Consider the following 18330-nt stretch of genomic DNA (forward strand, 5'->3'; position numbering starts at 1 on the left):
TTGCTGGCGAACCCACTAGACTGGACACCAACTGCCCTTTTGCTGCGAGAGCCCTATGAGAAACGACGACCTGGACCTGCGCGCCGACCGCGACGAACTGGACCACTTCACCCCACGCGTGCCCCAAGCCAAGCGCCAGAAAAGCCTGGTGCTGCAAGTGGCGCTGGGTGTGTTCCTCGGTGGCTTGGCGTTGTGGCTGGTGCAATTGGGCGCCACGGCGATCATGGCCAAGCTGGCCATGGGCACCTTCCAGTTCGGCGGCTGATGAAGATCAAACTGTGGGAGGGGGCTTGCTCCCGATGGCGGCAGTCCAGTCAATATTTCAATTGACTGATACACCGCTATCGGGGGCAAGCCCCCTCCCACATTGGATCTATGGCGCCACCAGATTGCGTTCCTCCAAGAGTTTTACGAAGCTGTTCAAACTTTGCGACACCGTACCCCTGCGCCAGATCAGCCAGGTGTTCAGCACGCGGTAGCTGTCGGCCAGCGGCCACACGCTCACCGCCGCAAACCCCGGCATGCTTTCCAGCATGCTGCGCGGCATCAACGCCAGCCCTGCCCCGGCACTGACGCATGCCAGCATGCCGTGGTAAGACTCGATTTCGAAGATTTTGCCCGGCATCGCGCCATCCTGTGAGAACCAACGCTCGAAGTGATGCCGGTAGGAGCAGTTCGAGCGGAAGGTGTAGATATTCTCGCCATTCACCTCCCGCCCCCGCGTAATGGGCGCATGGTGCAGCGGTGCGATCACCACCATTTCTTCCTCGAACACCGCGACGCCCTCCAGGGTGGAGTGCAATACCGGGCCATCGACAAAGGCCGCCGTCAGCCGCCCGGACAGCACGCCTTCGATCATCGTGCCCGAAGGTCCCGTGCTCAGGTCCAGCTCGACCTTGGTGTGTTTCTGGTTATACGCCGCCAGCAACGCGGGAATACGCACCGCCGCCGTGCTTTCCAGCGAGCCAAGGGCAAACGCGCCTTGGGGTTCCTCCCCCGCCACCGTTGCGCGGGCTTCTTGTACCAGATCGAGAATACGCCGCGCATAGCCGAGGAAATTCCACCCGGCCGGTGACAGGCGCAGGCGGCTCTTCTCGCGGATGAACAACTCCACGCCCAGATCCTGCTCCAGTTGCTTGATGCGGGTGGTCAGGTTTGACGGTACCCGATGGATCAACTGCGCGGCGGCGCTGATGCTGCCTTGCTCGGCAACGGCCTTGAAGATTTCCAACTGCACCAGATCCAATTCATTCTCCAATCGTGAACGTATTGCTTAATATTATTCAGTTTCCAGAAAAGATACAGCCCCGTACGCTGGGCTCCATTCCAATCATCCCAGCAGGACGGTGCCATGAACGCTATTTCTCACCAGACCCACGCCTTGTCGATCAACCCGGCCAGCGGTGAAACCGTTGCCAGCTACGCGTACGAAAGCCAATCGCAGCTGGATGCCGCCCTCAACCGTTCCACTGCGGCCTTCCACACCTGGCGCCGCCAACCCGTCGGCCAGCGCGCCGAATTGCTGCTGGCCCTGGCCAGCGCCCTGCGTGAGCAGGCCGAAGCCATGGCGCAGATGATCACCCTGGAAATGGGCAAACCCATCGCCCAGGCCCGCGCCGAAATCGAGAAGTGCGCCCAGCTCAGCGAGTGGTATGCGCAGCACGGCCCCGCCATGCTCGCACCGGAGCCAACCCTGGTCGACAACGGCACCGCCCACATCGAATACCGCCCGCTGGGCCCGATCCTTGCCGTGATGCCGTGGAACTTCCCGGTGTGGCAAGTGCTGCGCGGCGCCATCCCGACCATGCTGGCCGGCAACACCTACGTGCTCAAGCATGCGCCGAACGTGATGGGCAGCGCCTACCTGATCCAGCAGGCGTTCCAAAAGGCCGGCTTCGCTGAAGGCCTGTTCGAGGTCATCAACGTCACGACCGAGGGTGTCTCCAGCGCCATCGCCGACCCACGCATTGCCGCCGTGACCCTCACCGGCAGCGTGCGCGCCGGTATCGCCATCGGCTCCCAGGCCGGTGCGGCATTGAAGAAATGCGTGCTGGAACTGGGCGGCTCCGACCCGTTTATCGTGCTCAACGACGCCGACCTCGACGCAGCCGTACAGGCCGCGCTGATCGGCCGATTCCAGAACAGCGGCCAAGTCTGCGCCGCCGCCAAGCGCCTGATCATCGAAGACGGCGTGGTCGACGCCTTTACCGCCAAGTTCCTCGAAGCCAGCCGCAACCTGGTGATGGGCGACCCGACCTCGGCTGCCACCTACATCGGCCCCATGGCGCGCTTCGATCTGCGCGATGAACTGCACGGCCAGGTCCAGGCCACCGTGAAAGAAGGCGCGACCCTGTTGCTCGGCGGCAACAAAGTGGCCGGCGCCGGCAACTATTACGAGCCCACCGTACTGGCTGACGTCACCGACCAGATGACCTCGTTCAAACAGGAACTGTTCGGCCCCGTCGCGTCGATCATCACCGCACGCGACGCCGACCATGCAGTGGCACTGGCCAACGACAGCGAATTCGGCCTGACCGCGAGTATCTTCACCCGCGACTCGGCGAAGGCACGGGACATCGCCAACCAACTGGAAACCGGTGGGATCTTCGTCAACGCGTTCAGCGTCTCCGACCCTCGGGTGGCCTTTGGTGGCGTGAAGAAAAGCGGGTTCGGGCGCGAACTGTCGCACTTTGGCGTGCGCGAATTCTGTAATGCGCAGACGGTGTGGTTCGACCGTAAATAAACAGCCCTGGCTTCAACACACATCAAATGTGGGAGGGGGCAAGCCCTAATGCCAGTCAGTTAAGGCGACACCGAACCTGTGGCGAGGGAGCTTGCTCCCGCTGGACTGCGCAGCAGTCCCATTGTTTGGGGCCGCTTCGCGCCCCAGCGGGAGCAAGCTCCCTCGCCACAAGTTAGTTCTCGCTCCTGCTACTTCTTAACTGACTGGCATTAGGGCAAGCCCCCTCCCACATTGGATCCAGGCAGCCCTGAAGGGCCGTATCAGACTTTAAGCAATCAGCGAATATGCCGTCGCACGCACTGCACCAACCCGTCCAGCGCCTGCGACTTCACCGGCGCCAATACGCACACCGTGTGTTCACGCTCACCTTCACTTACGGTGAGCGTGTAATGCACCTGCCCCGGGTTGTCGGAGGAGGGTTGGGTGCTTTGCGGCAACTGGAAAAACTCCGATTTCTCGATCAGTTGCCGCAACTCCCGCTGGTCCTGCTCGGGTAACTTGTCCAGCTCGACACTGCGCGGCTGGGCCAGGCCCGGAAAAAACGCCGGGCCGCCGTTTTCCTTGATCGAGATGCGCATGGCTGTTCCTCTCCGCCCTGGCGGATTGTCAGACGTTAATGCCCACTGCTTTCCAACCTTCCTTGACGGCCTTCTGCTCATCCTTGCTCGCGCCGTAGAGACGCCCGGCGACATCGTAAGTGATACGTGCAAAACGCAGAAACCCTGAGTTCGGCCGCAACCGCGCATCGCGCAAAGCGTCGTACCAGATGCGCCCGGCGCGTTCCCAGGCGAAGCCGCCGATGCGGGTGGCAACCTGATAGAACGCATGGTTGGGGATGCCGGAATTGATATGCACGCCGCCGTTGTCGTCGTAGGTGTGCACAAAATCATCCATGTGCCCCGGCTGCGGGTCCTTGCCCAGCAACTTGTCATCAAACGCGGTGCCGGGCGCCTTCATCGAGCGCAGGGCAGTGCCTTTGATTTTTTTGGTGAACAGCCCCTTGCCGATCAGCCAGTCGGCGTCTTCGGCCTTCTGCTGCAGCGCGTACTGCTTGATCAATGAGCCGAACACGTCGGACAGCGACTCGTTCAACGCACCGGACTGGTTGAAGTACATCAGTTTGGCTTCATCCTCGGTGACCCCGTGGGCCAACTCATGGCCGATCACATCGAGTGCCACGGTGAAGCGGTTGAACAGCTGCTGGTCGCCATCGCCAAAGACCATCTGGGTCGAGTTCCAGAACGCATTGTTGTAGTCCTGGCCGAAGTGCACCGTGGCATCCAGCGCCATGCCGGCATCGTCGATGGAATTGCGGTCGAAGACCTGGTCGAAAAAGTCGAAGGTCGCGCCCAGGCCGTCATAGGCCTCGTCCACCGCCGCATCACCGCTGGCGGGTTGCCCTTCGCTGCGGATCAGCTTGCCCGGCAGGCTGTCGGTGTTGTCGGCGCTGTAGATCGAGCGCTGTTTCTCGGCACCCGCCACCAGCGCCATGCGGGCGGGGCCTCTGGCGGGTACGGCGACCATGCGCAACGAGCGGAACGTGCTGTCCTTGGCGCGCGTACGCAGCGCCACCTCGCGTTGGGCTTTATCGCCGTGGCGTGCAATCTGGTCGAGCATGTACGGCGGGATCAGGCAGAAAATCGGGTTGCGCGATTGGCGAACACACATAAGCTGGCTCCTTTTTGGCGTGTGGTGAACGTCCGGTTAACGACTTCAGGATAGACCGGAGTCTGCCGCCTGGGCCAAATTGTCATGAAATCATGTTGCAGTCGTGTTTATCCGATCCTCATCAGGAAGCCTTCCATGCCCGCACGTAACGTCAAAATCGACCTGGCCTACCGCCCAAGGCTTGCCGACCTTCGCCCCTTGGTCACGCCCACACCCTCCCTGCTGGAAGCCAGGGCCGCCGCGCCACGCGTCAGCGCAGCCAAGGACTTGCAAGACCGGCGCGGCTACGCCGAGGATTTTCTCGGCAGCTTCGCGGTGCCCTGGCCCACGCTGGACCCGACCCAGGCAAGCGACGCCCAGCCCCGCCTGGACTACATGCACTTTTCCATCAGCATGTCGCGTTCCCGACGGCTGGCGCTGTATGTCGGTGTCAACATCGACGGCGCCAAGCACGTCGATATCGTGCGCAGCAACGACACCTGGGCCTACGACGGCCGCCTGCCCATCGACGCCCAAGTGGGCGAAGACCTCTACGCCGGCAACGGCCTTGACCGTGGCCACCTGGTGCGGCGCCAAGACCCCAACTGGGGCGCCGACGCGAACACCGCCAACGGCGACACCTTCCATTTCACCAACTGCTCGCCGCAGATGAGCGGCTTCAACCAGAAGACCTGGCTGGAACTGGAGGACTACATTCTCGACAACACCCAGCGCTGGAAAGCCCGTGCCAGCGTATTTACCGGCCCGGTATTCGCCGACGACGACCGCCTGTACCGGGGCGTGAAAATCCCCAAGGCGTTCTGGAAAGTCGTGGCCTACCTCGGCGACGACGGCAAGCCTTCCGCCAGCGCCTATATGATCGACCAGAGCCGCGAGCTGGGCCAACTGGACCTGGTGTTCGGCCCGCTCAGAACCTACCAGCGCAGTGTGATCCAGATCGAGCAATTGACCGGCATCCGCTTCGGCAACCTGGCCGACTACGACGGCTTCAGCAACGAAGAGCGCGCCACGGGAACGCGGATCGAAGCGCTGATCCGGGGGCCTGGGGACATTCGCCTGTAACCGGCGTCACTTCCACCTCCCTCTCGTGGGCCGAATCAACTACCATAGCGCCGCCGGTTCCCCCACGGGACTAATAGGGAATTCGAAACGCCGCCCGCGACGTCAATCGAAACTGCCCCCGCAACTGTAGGTGCCGAGCCTGCTCCCCACTGCCACTGGACGTTGTCCGGGAAGGCCGGAGCCGGGCGATGACGCATCAGTCAGGAGACCTGCCGGCCCAGTGACTCACTAACCGGCGGGGTGTCCGGGAAGGCCATCCTTGCCCTGCCCGGCCGGCAGCGTTCGTGGGTGTATTTCCGTACCGTACCTGCCCTGCTTCACCGACGGTTCAAACGGAGATTGCCCCATGCTGCCACGCGTTACGGCCCTGATCATCGGCCTGGGTTGCTGCGCCCTGGCCCACGCCGCGCCTACCCACTACCCGCTGACCCTGGAAAACTGCGGCAGCCCCGTCACGTTCCAGCAGGCGCCCGCGCGTAGCGTGACCATCGGCCAGGCCGCCACCGAGATGCTGTATGCGTTGGGCGTGGGCGACAAAGTGGTCGGCACTTCGCTGTGGTTCAACGATGTATTGGCGCAGTACAAGGCACAGAACGACCACATCGAGCGCCTGGCCAATAACGAACCGAGCTTCGAAGCAGTGATCGCCAAGCGCCCGCAACTGGTGGCCGCCGAGCTGGAATGGGTGGTCGGGCCCCAAGGCGTGGTGGGCACCCGCGAGCAGTTTCAGGAACTGAACATCCCGACCTACTTGCTGCCCTCCGACTGCGAAGACAAAGACAACCGGGTGGGCGCCGACGGCACGCGGCTGCAGCCGTTTCGCATCGAGACGATCTACAAGAGCCTCAGCCAATTGGCCGAGATCTTCGACGTGCAGGCGCGCGGCCAGCAACTGACCGATGAACTCAAGGCGCGCCTGGCCACGTCCATTGCCACTGTGCAGCGCAAAGGCTTGAAGCAAGCCAGCGCGCTGGTGTGGTTCTCCAGCGCCGAAATGGCCAGCGACCCCTACGTGGCCGGCCATAAAGGTGTACCCGAATTCATGCTGCACACCCTCGGCCTGCGCAACGTGGTGCAGTCCGATGAAGAATGGCCCGCCGTCGGCTGGGAAACCCTCGCCAAGGCCAACCCCACCTTCCTGGTGATCGCACGCATGGACCGGCGCCGCTATCCCGCAGACGACCATGAAAAGAAGCTGGCCTTCCTGCGCAGCGACCCCGTGACCCGCAACATGGACGCGGTGAAACACAACCGCATCATCATCCTCGACGCCCTGGCGCTGCAGGCCAGCCTGCGCACATTCGACGGCCTTGACCAACTGGCTGCGGCCATCGACGGCTACGACCTGGCGCAATGATACGGACCCTGCTCGCCCTCACGCTGCTGCTGATCGCCCTGCTCGCCGGCGTGGCCATCGGCGAAACCGCCATCTCGCCGCAGGTGGTGCTCCAGGTGCTCGCCAACAAACTCTGGGCGGCCGGCTACGCACTCGACCCCATCGATGAAGGCGTGGTGTGGAACTACCGCCTGACCCGTGCCCTGGTGGCCGGCGCCTGCGGTGCGGGCCTGGCAACGTGCGGGGTGATCCTGCAATCGTTGCTGCGCAACCCGCTGGCCGATCCGTATCTGTTGGGCATCAGCGCCGGCGCCTCGACCGGTGCGGTGCTGATCGCGTTGATCGGGGTGGGCGGCGGTTTGATTTCGCTGCCGGCCGGCGCATTCGTCGGCGCCATGGCCGCATTCGCCCTGGTGATTCTGCTGGCGCGGGCCAGCGGCTCGTCCAATGGCACCGGGCAGATCATCCTCGCCGGTATCGCAGGCTCCCAGCTGTTCAATGCGCTCACCGCGTTCCTGATCACCAAATCCGCCAGCTCCGAACAGGCGCGGGGCATTATGTTCTGGCTGCTCGGCAACCTCAGCGGCGTGCGTTGGCCGTCGGTGTGGCTGGCGGTGCCGGTGGCGGTCGTGGGGCTGCTGGTGTGCCTGTGGCACCGTCGCGCCCTGGATGCGTTTACCTTCGGCACAGATTCGGCGGCCGCCCTCGGCATCCCGGTGCGGCGCGTGCAATTCGCGCTGGTGGGCTGCGCGGCGGTGGTGACGGCGGTGATGGTGTCGATTGTCGGCTCCATCGGTTTTGTCGGGCTGGTGATCCCCCATGCCATGCGCTTGATGCTGGGCACCGGGCACTCGCGCCTGCTGCCCGCCAGCGCCCTGGGCGGCGCGTTGTTCCTGATCGCCGCCGATGTGCTGTCGCGCACCCTGATCAAAGGCCAGGTGATTCCGGTGGGGGTGGTCACCGCACTGGTCGGCGCGCCGGTGTTTGCGCTGATCCTGATCGGTCGGAGGAATGCGCGATGAGTGTGTTGAGCTGCAGTGGGCTCGGCTTCAAGGTGCGCGAGGCCGAGTTGCTGTGCGACATCCACCTTGAAGTTGCGGCGGGTGAAACCCTGGGTATCGTCGGGCCGAACGGGTCGGGCAAATCGACCTTGCTCAAGTTGCTCGCGGGGTTGCGTACGCCGGCCAGCGGTGAGGTGCGCCTGGGCGACAAGCGTTTAGGCGACTTGTCGCGCCGCGCCATCGCGCAGCACGTGGCCGTGGTGGAACAACAGGCCGATACCGACGATGCCATCCGCGTGTTCGATGCGGTCGCCCTGGGCCGCACGCCATGGCTGTCGGCACTGAGCCCCTGGTCGAGCGAGGATGCCGCCATCGTGCGCCAGGCCTTGCACGACGTCGACGCCACACACCTGAGCCATCGCGCCTGGCGCAGCCTCTCCGGCGGCGAACGCCAACGCGTGCATATCGCCCGCGCACTGGCGCAGCGCCCGCAGATTCTGCTGCTGGACGAGCCGACCAACCACTTGGACATCCAGCACCAACTGACGATTCTCAAAGGCGTGCAGGCGCTTCCCGTCACCACCTTGATTGCCCTGCACGACCTCAACCAGGCGCTGACCTGTGATCGCCTGGCCGTGCTCGACCATGGGCGGCTGGTGGCGCTGGGTAAACCGCTGGAGGTACTGACTCCCCAACGGCTGCAGGCCACCTTCGGTGTGCAGGCGCATTACCTGACCGACCCGTTCGACGGCGCGCAGATTCTACGCTTGCGCTCAGCCTGAGCCCGCTGGTGTCGAACAGGCCCTGCGCAGGATCAGCAACAGTTGATGAATGGAATACGGCTTGTGCAGCAGGTCGAAACCGTGGGTGCCTTGTTGCGCCAGCACATGGCTGTAGCCACTGGTAAGCACGATGGGCAAGGCGGGCCACAGCCGTTGGATTTCCTTGGCCAGCTCAAGCCCGTTCATGCCGGGCATCATCACATCGGAAAACACCACGTCGAACGCGTCGGCCTCATCGGACAACAATTTGAGGGCCTGCTCGGCATTCATCGCCCACGTCGCCTGAAAGCCCAGTTCCTCCAGGGCCTGGGTGGCAAAGGTGCCCACTTCGACGTTGTCTTCCACCACCAGCACGTGGGTGCCACGGCCTTCGGTCATCGGCGCCGCCTCAAGCTCCACCTCGGGTTCCCGCGGTCGCGCAATGACTTTGGGCAGGTACAACGTGAACGTCGAACCTCGACCGAATTCGGTGCTGACCCGCACTTCGCCGCCCGACTGTTTGGCAAAGCCGAACACCTGGCTAAGGCCAAGCCCGGTGCCCTGCCCGACGTTCTTGGTGGTGAAAAACGGCTCGAATATGCGCTCCAGATGCTCAGGGCGTATGCCGCTGCCGGTGTCGCTCACCGCGATCGCCACAAACGCCCCCGGCACCGCAGGCTGGCCGCGCAGGGCCGGGAGAGTGTCGACGGAGGCTACCGCGACGGTCAGGGTACCCACGCCCTTCATCGCATCACGGGCATTGACCACCACGTTGACCAGCGCCGAATCGAACTGGCTGGAGTCGGCATAGACGAAACAATCGTAGGGCGCAAGCTCAGTGATGACGCGGATATGGGCACCACACAGCGATTCGATCATTTCCACCAGCGAGGTCACGCTGTGGCTGACGTCGAACGCCTGCGGCTTCAAGGCCTGGCGACGGGCGAACGCGAGTAACTGCCCGGTGAGGCGCGCCGCTCGGTTGACCGTGTCGGAAATCGCCGCCAGGTAACGGCTGCGCCGCGCTTCGGGCAGTTCCGGACGCTCCAGCAGGTCGAGCGAAGAGCGAATCACCGTCAGCAGGTTATTGAAGTCGTGGGCCACGCCGCCGGTGAGTTGGCCCAGGGCTTCGAGTTTTTGCGCCTGGCGCAGTTGTTCTTCGGCCTTGCTGCGCTCTTCCATGGCCTCGGTGATGCGCTGTTCGAGGGTTTCATTGAGCGCCTGCATGCCCAGCTCGACCCGTTTCTGGTCGGTGATGTCCTGCACCAAACCGAACATTTTCAGGGTGCGCCCGTGGGCATCGAGTTGCGGCATGCTGCGCACCAGGATCCAGCGCACCTGCTGGTCATCGACGCGGCGGATGCGGCACTGGAAATCCCAACTGCTGCCCTGGGCCACCGCGCGCGTGAACGCCGCCTCGACCGCTTGGCGGTCTGCGGGCAGCACATGTTCCAGGAAGGTCCGCATGCCCCAGTGCGCCACCCGCTCGTGGTAACCGAAAATCTGGTCATGCCGCTCGGCACGCACCGAACTGTCGGTGCCGATATCCAATTCCCACTCGCCGATCTGCCCGGCGTCGATCGCCAGGCGCAGCCGCGCTTCGCTTTCGCGCAATGTCGCCACGCGGCGGTTGCGGGCGCGCTCCAGATGGGAGGTGACACGGGAGACCAACTCGCGCGCCGAAAACGGTTTGATCAGGTAGTCATCGGCGCCGGCGGCCAGGCCCTCGGCGCGGGCTTCTTCACCCGCACGGGCCGACAGCAGAATCACCGGCGTCGCCTGCAAGCGCGGGTCCTCACGCACGGCGCGCAACAGGCCAAAGCCATCGAGGACCGGCATCATCACGTCGGTAAGGATCAGTTGCGGCGGGTTTTCGCGGGCCGCCTGCAACGCGGCCTGCCCATCGGTCACGGTTTCTACGTCCAGGCCGGCGGCGTACAGCAGGCGCGCGACGTAAGCGCGCATATCGGCGTTATCGTCCGCCAGCAACACGTGGCCCTGGAAAGACTCGGCCTCGGGCTCAGGGTGTGTCTGGGCCACGTCAACCAGCGCTGACGCATCCGGCAACCAGCCAAGCGCCTCCTCCACGTAGGCACTCACATTGGTGGTCGAACCGTACTGCAATGCCTCGGTGTGCAGCGGCTTGGGGACATGCCGATTGCCCAGCGGCAGCCGGATGCTGAACGTCGTGCCTACCCCTGGCTCACTGGTCACTTCCAGCGTGCCGCCTTGCAGCCTGACCAGTTCATCCACCAGCGCCAGACCGATACCCGAGCCTTCAAACGAGCGCCCCGCAGGGTTTTCGATCTGGTGGAAGCGCTCGAACAAACGCGGCAGCTCATGGGGCGCGATGCCGGTGCCGGTGTCACTCACGCACACCTGGGCAGCGCTGCCATCGGCGGTGGGCGCAACGCTGACGCGGATGTGCCCGGCCAGGGTGAATTTGAAGGCGTTGGAGATCAGGTTCAGCACCACCTTTTCCCACATGTCGCGGTCGACGTAAGCCGCCTCGGGCAAGGGTGTGGTGTCGATGATCAACGCCAGGCCGGCGCGCTCGCAGGCCGATCGGAAGTTGGAGGCCAGGTCAGCGGTAAGTGCCGGCAAGTCCACTGGCGCATAGGTCGCCTGGGCGCGGCCGGCCTCGATGCGGGAAAACTCCAGCAGCGAGTTGACCAGCTTGAGCAGGCGCTGGCCGTTGCGATAAGCCAGCCTGACCCGCTCACGCTCATCCTCGGGCAGCGTATCGCCCAGGGCCAGCGACTCTTCCAGCGGCCCGAGCATCAAGGTCAGGGGCGTGCGAAATTCATGGCTGATGTTGGTGAAAAAGGTGGTCTTGGCCTGGTCGATAGCCGCCAGGGCGTCGGCACGCTGGCGCTCATACTCGCGCGCACGCACGGTGGCCAGCGCCGCCGAGAGCGCGGCCACCAGCAGTTCGTAGAGTCCTCGGTAAATGTCGTTCATCGGCAAGCGTGGTGACGCGCCGGCCACCAGAATCAACGGGGCCTGCGTGTCGTCCGGCACCACCAGCGGCAACACAAAGGCGGTCTGGGACGGCTCCGGGTAGGGCCCGCAAGCCACGCCGGCAAACAGCGCCTCGATGTCGTCCACCTGCAGCGTGCGCTTTTGCTCGCACGCGGCGCCCAACGGCCAGGGCGTGGTGTCGGCCGCATCGATCCAGGCCGGTGATGCGGCGGTGTTGGCGGCGATACCGCTGTGTTGTGCCAGGCGGTAACCCTTGCCTTGGGCGTCCCACTCATAAAACAGCAGGAACGGAATATCGAAGTTGAACCCCGCCAGCGTCTGCACCGTCAACGCGATCAGTTTGGGCAAGTCATCGGCGACCGCCAGCTGCCCGGTCAGATCGCGCAACGCACGGGTGCGCCGCTCGGCGAGGATGGTCACCGTGGTTTCCGTCACCGGGTGAAACAGCCCGCCGATGCCGCCGGTTTCATCACGAATGGGCGAAATGGAAAAGGTGAAGAAAGTCTCTTCCAGGTAACCATTGCGCGTGAGGAACATGCGCTGATTTTCCAGAAAACTGGTTTGCCCCTCCAGCGCCTCGGTGAAGGGCCCGCCAATGGCCGGCCACGCACTGGCCCAGGTCACGTGGTAACCCTCGCCCAAGGCGCGTGGATGCGACTCGCCGCACAGCACCTTGTAGCCGTCGTTATAGATCTGGGTGTTCTCGGGGCCCCAGATGATATTGATCGGGAAATTGGACGCCAGGCACAGGCTGACGGTGGTGCGCAGGCTCTGTGGCCAGACTTCGATCGGCCCCAACGGGGTTGCCGACCAATCTTTGGACTGGATCAGGGAGGCCAGTTCGCCACCGCCCGACAAGAAGGAATGCATAATCACGGGTTTGGACCACCAACAGATTTAGGCGATTGCAAAGGCATGTATCTGTCACTGTGACCACCGCCGAATAAAAACCTCCCATTGAACTCATTCAGTGCCAGGGTCGACGGCGTTGCATGGCGTCGAGAGTTGCGGGGTGTGCAGACGCGCCGTTATCCAGCCACGGCTGTACACCAACACCCTGTCCGCCATCGCCACCGGAAAATGAATGAAGCCATGGGCCGATTCCGGCAACAGATGCGCCTCCACCTGACTCCAGCGCTCGGCGATCAGCAGCGTGTCGTCCTTGAGCGGGTCCAGTTCGCCCACGAACATCAACGCTGGCGGCAGGCCGGCGAAGTCGCCGTACAAGGGTGACAAGGGCGGCTGTCGACGCTCGTCATCGGTGATCCCCGGCGTGAGCAAGCGCAGCGCCGTGACCATTCCCGGCCCATCGAGCAACAGCGTTTGCGGCCCGGCGTTGCGCACACTCGGCGTGCCGGTCAAGTCATACACCCCGTAGTACAACACCGCGCCATGGACACGTTGGAGCAACAGCGGCCATTGCTTCAACGCCAGCAACGTCGCCGCCGCCAGGTGCCCGCCGGCCGATTCGCCGACAAAAAACACCGGCAGGCCGGCAAACTCCGCGCAGTCCGCCAACAGCCAGCGCGCAGCGGCCAGGCAGTCTTCCAGCAACCCTTCCACCGGCGTGTTGACCGCCAGCCGATAGTCCACCGACACCACCGCCACGTCGCACGCGCGCACCATGCCGAGGTTGAGGTCGTCATTCATTTGCGCATTGCCGATCACCCAGCCGCCGCCGTGGATATCCAGCACCACGCCCTTGGGTGCACCGGCGGGCCGCAGGATACGCACCGGCACGGCGCCGATGAGCCGGATTTCCACCACAGGCGGTTTCTGGAACCTTTGCCGGGTGCGCAACAGCGCCTGGATCACACGCGGCGTGACGCGGTTGCGGATCTTGAAGCGCGGCAACCACGCAAGCGTGCGATTGAAGCGGCGCATCTGGGCCAGTTCGGTCTCGCTGGCGGGCCAGTGTTGGTAAGCCATCAACGGTTATTCCGCAGGATCGAGAAGTTCAACGCCGCCGCTACGCACAGCCAGGCCAGGTACGGAAACAGGATCAGACCGGTAATCAGGTCCAGACGCACTGCCAGCACCACCATCGCCGCCACGGTCAGCCACAGCAGCACAATGATCACCATCCCGGCGAGCAAGCGATGCGCGCCGAAGAACACCGGCGTCCACAGCGTATTCAACGCAATCTGCGCCGCCCACAGCGCCAACACCATCTCGCTGCCCGGGATCAGGCTCAAGCGGTAACCGGCCCAGGCCAGCAGCAGGTAGATAATCGTCCACGCCACCGGGAACAACCAGTTGGGCGGGGTGAAGCTGGGCTTGACCAGGGATTCGTACCAGGCGCCGGGTTTGAAAATCACACCGGTACTGGCGGCGGCGGCGCAGGCGAGCAGGAAGATGAAGAAGGTCATGGTCGGTCCTTGAGGTTAAAGGGTTGGAAGGCAAGGCTATGCTTTAAGTGACTCAGCTTAAATGACTCAAATCGGCGCCGATAAATTCAATGTGCACGGCAAAAATGACAGGCAGGCCGTCTCTTCTGCGCGTCATGAAAAATCGATAAAGTGCCCCACCAGCCCACATCGATTTGCCGGGTTCTGCACACGCCACGAGGGAGCCTCACCTTGCCCGCTACCCCTGCCGATCACCGCAGCAGCCTTGGGTCAGTGTTCCTGATCTTCCTGCGCCTGGGCCTGACCTCCTTCGGCGGGCCGATTGCGCACCTGGGTTATTTCCGCGAGGAATTCGTCACCCGCAGGCGCTGGCTCAGTGAACACAGCTACGCCGAACTGGTCGCCCTGTGCCAGTTCCTGCCCGGCCCGGCCAGCAGTCAGGTCGGCATCGCGTTGGGCCTGTCACGCGCAGGTTACGCGGGTGCCGCGGCGGCCTGGGCCGGGTTCACCTTGCCGTCGGCCATCGCGCTGATTCTGTTTGCCCTGGGCCTGTCTCACTATGGCAGCGCCCTGCCCGCCGGCGCGCTGCATGGCCTCAAGGTTGTCGCCGTGGCGGTGGTGGCCCAAGCCGTGTGGGGCATGGCGCGCACCCTGTGTCGGGGCTGGGTGCGGATAATATTGATGCTGAGCGCCGCCGGTTGGGTACTGCTGCAATCGTCTGCCTTGAGCCCGGTGGCAGTGATCGTCGTGGCTGGGGTGGTCGGCCTGCTGCTGTTCAAGCCCTCGCCCCGTGCCGAGCCCGACGCATTGCCCATCGCCATCAGCCGCCGTGCCGCAACGCTGTGGCTGGCGCTGTTCCTGCTGTTGCTGGTGGGCTTGCCGCTGCTGGCCGACTGGGCGAGCGACCCCACGCTGGCGCTGGTGGACGCCTTCTACCGCACCGGCTCACTGGTGTTTGGAGGCGGCCACGTGGTGCTGCCGTTGCTGCAAGCCCAGGTAGTGCCCAGCCAATGGGTGAGCAACGACATTTTCCTCGCCGGCTACGGCGCCGCCCAAGCCGTGCCCGGCCCGCTGTTCACCTTCGCGGCCTTTCTCGGCGCCTCGATGATCCACGCCCCTACCGGCTGGCTGGGCGGCCTGATCGGCCTGCTGGCGATCTTCGCGCCGTCATTTTTGCTGATCTTCGGTGCGCTGCCCTTCTGGGCCAGCCTGCGCCACAGCCCGCGCACCCAGGCCGCGCTGGCCGGTGTGAACGCGGCGGTGGTGGGTTTGTTACTGGCGGCGTTGTACCGGCCGGTGTGGACCAGCGCGATTTTCAGCGTTTACGACCTGGCCCTGGCAGTGCTCGCCTTGGCGGCACTGATGCTGATGAAGTTGCCGCCGTGGCTGGTAGTGATCGGGTGCAGCGTGCTCGGCGGTTTATTCGGCTGACCCCGGTGGCACAATCCTGAGCCAAGGCCAGCGTTCCTGATAACTCCTGGCCTTGCGCAAAAACAGCTCGGGCTCTGCATGCAGCGGGTTGATGCGCAGCACGCCCTGTTCCACATCCGCCAAGCCATACGGCGCATACACCTCACCCGTGGCAATATCCAAGGCAATGCACGTACCCGCCACCAGATAACGGTCCACCCCTTGCCTGGCCGAGTGCAACTGAGGATACGGCCGGCCAAAGCGCTGCCCATACCAGAGATGAACCCGCGCCTGGTTCTTCACCTCCACATTAACCCCCAAGTCCCGGAACAACGACTCGGCCCTGCGGATCACCGCATCCTCAGCCTCGTAGGACACATCCTGGTCGAAGTAGAAAACGTCATAGTCCTTCACCCCCGCATCAACCGGCCGACTCGCCTGATGATTCCACACCGCCTGGAACAGACAGCCCGCCGTGAGCATGCACTGCTCCACCCCGAGCGACGGCAAGCGCGCGGTGATTTCAGCGTTGACGGGGTTGGCCATGGCCAGTTTGAGCAAGGTGTCGACGGTCAATGTCATGGGGTCCCTGGGTGGTCAATTCGGTGTGCAGAGACTCTACAACAGCGCAGTGAAGGATTTGATGAGGCGCTGAATTTTTGTTGGCTCGAAGGGGGACAGCGTCCGCTACCCTGCCGCAACTTGCTCCATTGCCTACGCTTGCGTCAGAATCCGCCGGCTTGTGCGCTGGGGTGGCCGTATTTAAGGTGGCTCGGTCGCTGAATTTCTCGGCGATCGGGTTTAGTAGCCCACGGTTTAACCTAACAAGTGCACACGCTCTCTCCATCAGACTTCCCGTCTGTGCTTGATGGTGGCTGTGCGTAGGGCGCCCTCGGGCGCGCCGGTTTTGTTAGGTTTCACCGGTCTACTAACCTGCGTACAGCTACCGCCTTATTGTTTAGTAGCGATGAGGTCGTGGCTCAAGCAAGGAACTTAACAATGGTTACCGATTCAACCGCGCTCTTTAGCGTCACCCCCCACGCCAGCAACGAAACCCTCATCACCAACAGCTACGAAACCTTCACCAGCGTCAGCACCCTGCTGCTCGACCTGTCCGAAGACCTCCACGGCAAACACCGCGACGTCGCGCTGGCGATCCACCAATTGAGTGAACTGGGCGTACTGCTCGCCGGCAGACTGCTTGACCGTGAGGCGCCGTGTACGGGTGATTGACAGCATTTGACTCACAAGCCCAATCCATCGCTGAGTCGTTGCAGGCCGTATGCAACGGTTTGGCGATTTGCTTTTTGATGAGCCTGGTGGGGGCGTATGCAATACAAAATGAGGTGACCCGCTGCAAGCGGCAGGCGTTTAGTAAGCAAGCCGTTGGTAGATCCTAAAGACAGAGGGGCCTAATCAAACAGCTACTATTGGATCGAATGAGTGGGTGGCGGCTTTCGGCCAGAAGCGGTCTGTCGTGATCAGAAAGGTTTGACGACAACGAGTGGCTCTCGCACTCTGTTGAACTCCCATGTGTGCATTAGGCTCCCCCATGTCATTAGCGACCGTAGTGCTGCTCGACTCCTGGCCACAGCCAAGCACGTCTCCCGAACCCGTGGTGTTCGCCACGGATACGCAGCTATGTTTACGGTATTGCACCGCTGGAGAAGAAGTAGCTGTAGTTCATTTTCCGCTAGTAAAGAAAATCCAGTTCGGCTCGCCTAACGACGAGACTTTGGGCGGCCATCCGCTTATTGGACTTGGCCTTAAGCATTACCAAATTCATCGGATAGATAATTCGCCTTGGCTAGCAGAGCTTGAGCAGAGAAACGCCATTCACCCTCGACACGATAAACAGCGGTTCATGGAAAATGCTATCCATTACGTCTTTACGTTTCAGGACTCTACCCTGGAATGCATCGTCATTGAGGGGCAGTTCTGGCAGCCAAAGGTACAGGTCTTCACCTCGGAGCAGGAGGCAAAGGATGGCTGGTGCAAACTTGTAAATGACGTGGTTTTATGAATCCAATAGTCAGGAGAGGAAAGCTGCCGGCCTTGAAGGGCTGCGGTCAACCCAAAGTGGTCGTAGTGCAGCTTCCGGATCAGGTCTTGAATGGATCGATCCATCCAGGCCGAAGTCCTGCCTCGTATTCTTTGCGTACGTAGGCGAGTGACTCTGCGCATCCCATTTCCGCCTCTATAGCGCCTGTGCATCCCCAGCAATCGCCACCGGTATTGCCTGATAGCGGATCATCCGGATTGTCGAGTAGGCATCCGCAGATCGTGCAGTATTGCGGCTTTTTGCTGCTTGTCATAATACACTTCCGATACGTTCCGTCCTGGCCGATTACGGCACTCGCGACAGGCAGAGATCGGCCAAAAGCGGCGTTCGATCCACCACCTTCCAGCCGAAAAGCGAAAACCTCTCGATCTGTGAAAGCTAGTCTCTAAGGGTACGCATTATTTCCTCGACCACATGCTTCGTGTATTTCTCACTGGAGTCAGTTTCCGGTGGGTCGTTACTGCGGAACCATTCACCTTGATCGAATGCCTGGTAGAGCGAGAAAGCGGGCAGAGGCATATCGTTAGTCATCCCTACTTCAACCACAGCATTTATGATCCCGTTCATAACGCCGTCGCAAAAATCATAGGGTAGAGATCCTTGTAGATAGCCTTCCGCAACCGCGACGGACAGTTCGTTCAGCACATCATGCGGTGCAACGCCGAACCTTTCGCAAATGGGGACTAGATCACTCAGCATTAAACCCTCTGCTTCCGCTTTCACCGACAGTTCCTTGAGTTCGACCTTCGATAACACCATGATCATGAGCTTCTTCCTGTTAGGTGCGAAGGTAGCGCTTACAGAGTGGCCGCACAGCGGTGTCACACTTCAATTCCATGCTGCAATACGGATTCATGGTCGGTCAACTTCAGCTACAGGCAATGTCCGCTTTGGGTCGTTTCATGCCCCTCACGACAGGCAACATTCGGCCGATTGTGTTGAAAAAGTCGACCCGGC

17 protein-coding genes and 1 riboswitch are annotated in these 18330 nt (G+C 62.5%); of the genes, 9 read left to right on the forward strand and 8 right to left on the reverse strand.

Annotated elements, in window-relative coordinates; translation table 11 throughout:
* The first annotated feature begins 55 nt into the window (after positions 1-55).
* Positions 56-265 carry a hypothetical protein gene (locus C4J86_RS17210; RefSeq protein ID WP_124371270.1) on the forward strand — a complete coding sequence of 70 codons (210 nt, stop codon included), beginning with the start codon at positions 56-58 and terminating at the stop codon, positions 263-265.
* Positions 266-373: 108 nt separating this feature from the next.
* Here the strand turns inward: C4J86_RS17210 and C4J86_RS17215 are convergent, their stop codons facing one another.
* Positions 374-1246, reverse strand: coding sequence for a LysR family transcriptional regulator (locus C4J86_RS17215; RefSeq protein WP_124371271.1), 873 nt, complete (start codon positions 1244-1246; stop codon positions 374-376).
* Positions 1247-1351: 105 nt separating this feature from the next.
* On the opposite strand from C4J86_RS17215, the gene C4J86_RS17220 reads away from it, so the two are divergent.
* On the forward strand, positions 1352-2743 hold the full coding sequence (locus tag C4J86_RS17220) for an aldehyde dehydrogenase family protein (protein WP_124371272.1): 1392 nt from the start codon (positions 1352-1354) through the stop codon (positions 2741-2743).
* A 275-nt stretch (positions 2744-3018) separates the two neighbouring features.
* Here the strand turns inward: C4J86_RS17220 and C4J86_RS17225 are convergent, their stop codons facing one another.
* Together C4J86_RS17225 and C4J86_RS17230 are read right to left on the reverse strand one after the other, a co-directional pair.
* Positions 3019-3321 (reverse strand): protealysin inhibitor emfourin, encoded by a 303-nt coding sequence (locus C4J86_RS17225; protein ID WP_124371273.1) that lies wholly within the window; start codon positions 3319-3321, stop codon positions 3019-3021.
* 28 nt (positions 3322-3349) lie between these two features.
* Positions 3350-4411: a M4 family metallopeptidase gene (locus C4J86_RS17230; protein WP_124371274.1), complete on the reverse strand. Its 1062-nt coding sequence runs from the start codon at positions 4409-4411 to the stop codon at positions 3350-3352.
* 135 nt (positions 4412-4546) lie between these two features.
* On the opposite strand from C4J86_RS17230, the gene C4J86_RS17235 reads away from it, so the two are divergent.
* The 4 genes from C4J86_RS17235 to C4J86_RS17250 all read left to right on the forward strand — a co-directional run bounded on the left by C4J86_RS17235 (position 4547) and on the right by C4J86_RS17250 (position 8592).
* Positions 4547-5473, forward strand: a complete 927-nt coding sequence (locus tag C4J86_RS17235; protein ID WP_124371275.1) for a DNA/RNA non-specific endonuclease — start codon at positions 4547-4549, stop codon at positions 5471-5473.
* 37 nt (positions 5474-5510) lie between these two features.
* Positions 5511-5705, forward strand: a riboswitch (cobalamin riboswitch).
* Between the two features lie 114 nt (positions 5706-5819).
* Complete coding sequence (locus C4J86_RS17240) at positions 5820-6830, forward strand: ABC transporter substrate-binding protein (RefSeq protein WP_124371276.1); 1011 nt, start codon at positions 5820-5822, stop codon at positions 6828-6830.
* A complete protein-coding gene (locus C4J86_RS17245) occupies positions 6827-7831 on the forward strand; it encodes an iron ABC transporter permease (RefSeq protein ID WP_124371277.1) in 1005 nt (334 codons plus the stop codon). Before C4J86_RS17240 ends, C4J86_RS17245 begins: the two co-directional genes overlap by 4 nt.
* Positions 7828-8592 (forward strand): ABC transporter ATP-binding protein, encoded by a 765-nt coding sequence (locus C4J86_RS17250; protein WP_124371278.1) that lies wholly within the window; start codon positions 7828-7830, stop codon positions 8590-8592. The genes C4J86_RS17245 and C4J86_RS17250 overlap by 4 nt, the downstream gene beginning before the upstream one ends.
* On the opposite strand, the gene C4J86_RS17255 is transcribed toward C4J86_RS17250, so the two are convergent.
* From C4J86_RS17255 to C4J86_RS17265, 3 genes are all read right to left on the reverse strand, one after another.
* Positions 8584-12423, reverse strand: a complete 3840-nt coding sequence (locus C4J86_RS17255) for an ATP-binding protein (protein ID WP_256681739.1) — start codon at positions 12421-12423, stop codon at positions 8584-8586. The genes C4J86_RS17250 and C4J86_RS17255 overlap by 9 nt on opposite strands.
* A 93-nt stretch (positions 12424-12516) precedes the next feature.
* On the reverse strand, positions 12517-13482 hold the full coding sequence (locus tag C4J86_RS17260) for an alpha/beta hydrolase (protein ID WP_124371280.1): 966 nt from the start codon (positions 13480-13482) through the stop codon (positions 12517-12519).
* Positions 13482-13922: a TspO/MBR family protein gene (locus C4J86_RS17265; protein ID WP_124363626.1), complete on the reverse strand. Its 441-nt coding sequence runs from the start codon at positions 13920-13922 to the stop codon at positions 13482-13484. The genes C4J86_RS17260 and C4J86_RS17265 overlap by 1 nt, the downstream gene beginning before the upstream one ends.
* A 210-nt stretch (positions 13923-14132) precedes the next feature.
* Here C4J86_RS17265 and chrA point away from each other — a divergent pair, with 210 nt between their 5' ends.
* The gene (chrA, locus tag C4J86_RS17270) at positions 14133-15332 is read left to right on the forward strand and encodes a chromate efflux transporter (RefSeq protein ID WP_124371281.1); all 1200 of its coding nucleotides are present in this window, start codon (positions 14133-14135) and stop codon (positions 15330-15332) included.
* Here the strand turns inward: chrA and C4J86_RS17275 are convergent.
* Positions 15321-15893 carry a nucleotidyltransferase family protein gene (locus tag C4J86_RS17275; RefSeq protein WP_124371282.1) on the reverse strand — a complete coding sequence of 191 codons (573 nt, stop codon included), beginning with the start codon at positions 15891-15893 and terminating at the stop codon, positions 15321-15323. The genes chrA and C4J86_RS17275 overlap by 12 nt on opposite strands.
* Before the next feature lie 417 nt (positions 15894-16310).
* Between C4J86_RS17275 and C4J86_RS17280 the strand changes: the two genes are divergently transcribed.
* Both C4J86_RS17280 and C4J86_RS17285 read left to right on the forward strand, forming a co-directional pair.
* Entirely contained in the window at positions 16311-16544 is a 234-nt protein-coding gene (locus C4J86_RS17280; RefSeq protein WP_124371283.1) for a DUF6124 family protein, read from the forward strand.
* Between the two features lie 319 nt (positions 16545-16863).
* On the forward strand, positions 16864-17334 hold the full coding sequence (locus tag C4J86_RS17285; RefSeq protein WP_124371284.1) for a hypothetical protein: 471 nt from the start codon (positions 16864-16866) through the stop codon (positions 17332-17334).
* 417 nt (positions 17335-17751) lie between these two features.
* Here C4J86_RS17285 and C4J86_RS17295 read toward each other — a convergent pair whose 3' ends face one another.
* Entirely contained in the window at positions 17752-18138 is a 387-nt protein-coding gene (locus C4J86_RS17295) for a hypothetical protein (protein WP_124371286.1), read from the reverse strand.
* Positions 18139-18330 lie beyond the last annotated feature (192 nt).

Source organism: Pseudomonas sp. R2-7-07, assembly GCF_003852355.1.
Taxonomy (GTDB): domain Bacteria; phylum Pseudomonadota; class Gammaproteobacteria; order Pseudomonadales; family Pseudomonadaceae; genus Aquipseudomonas.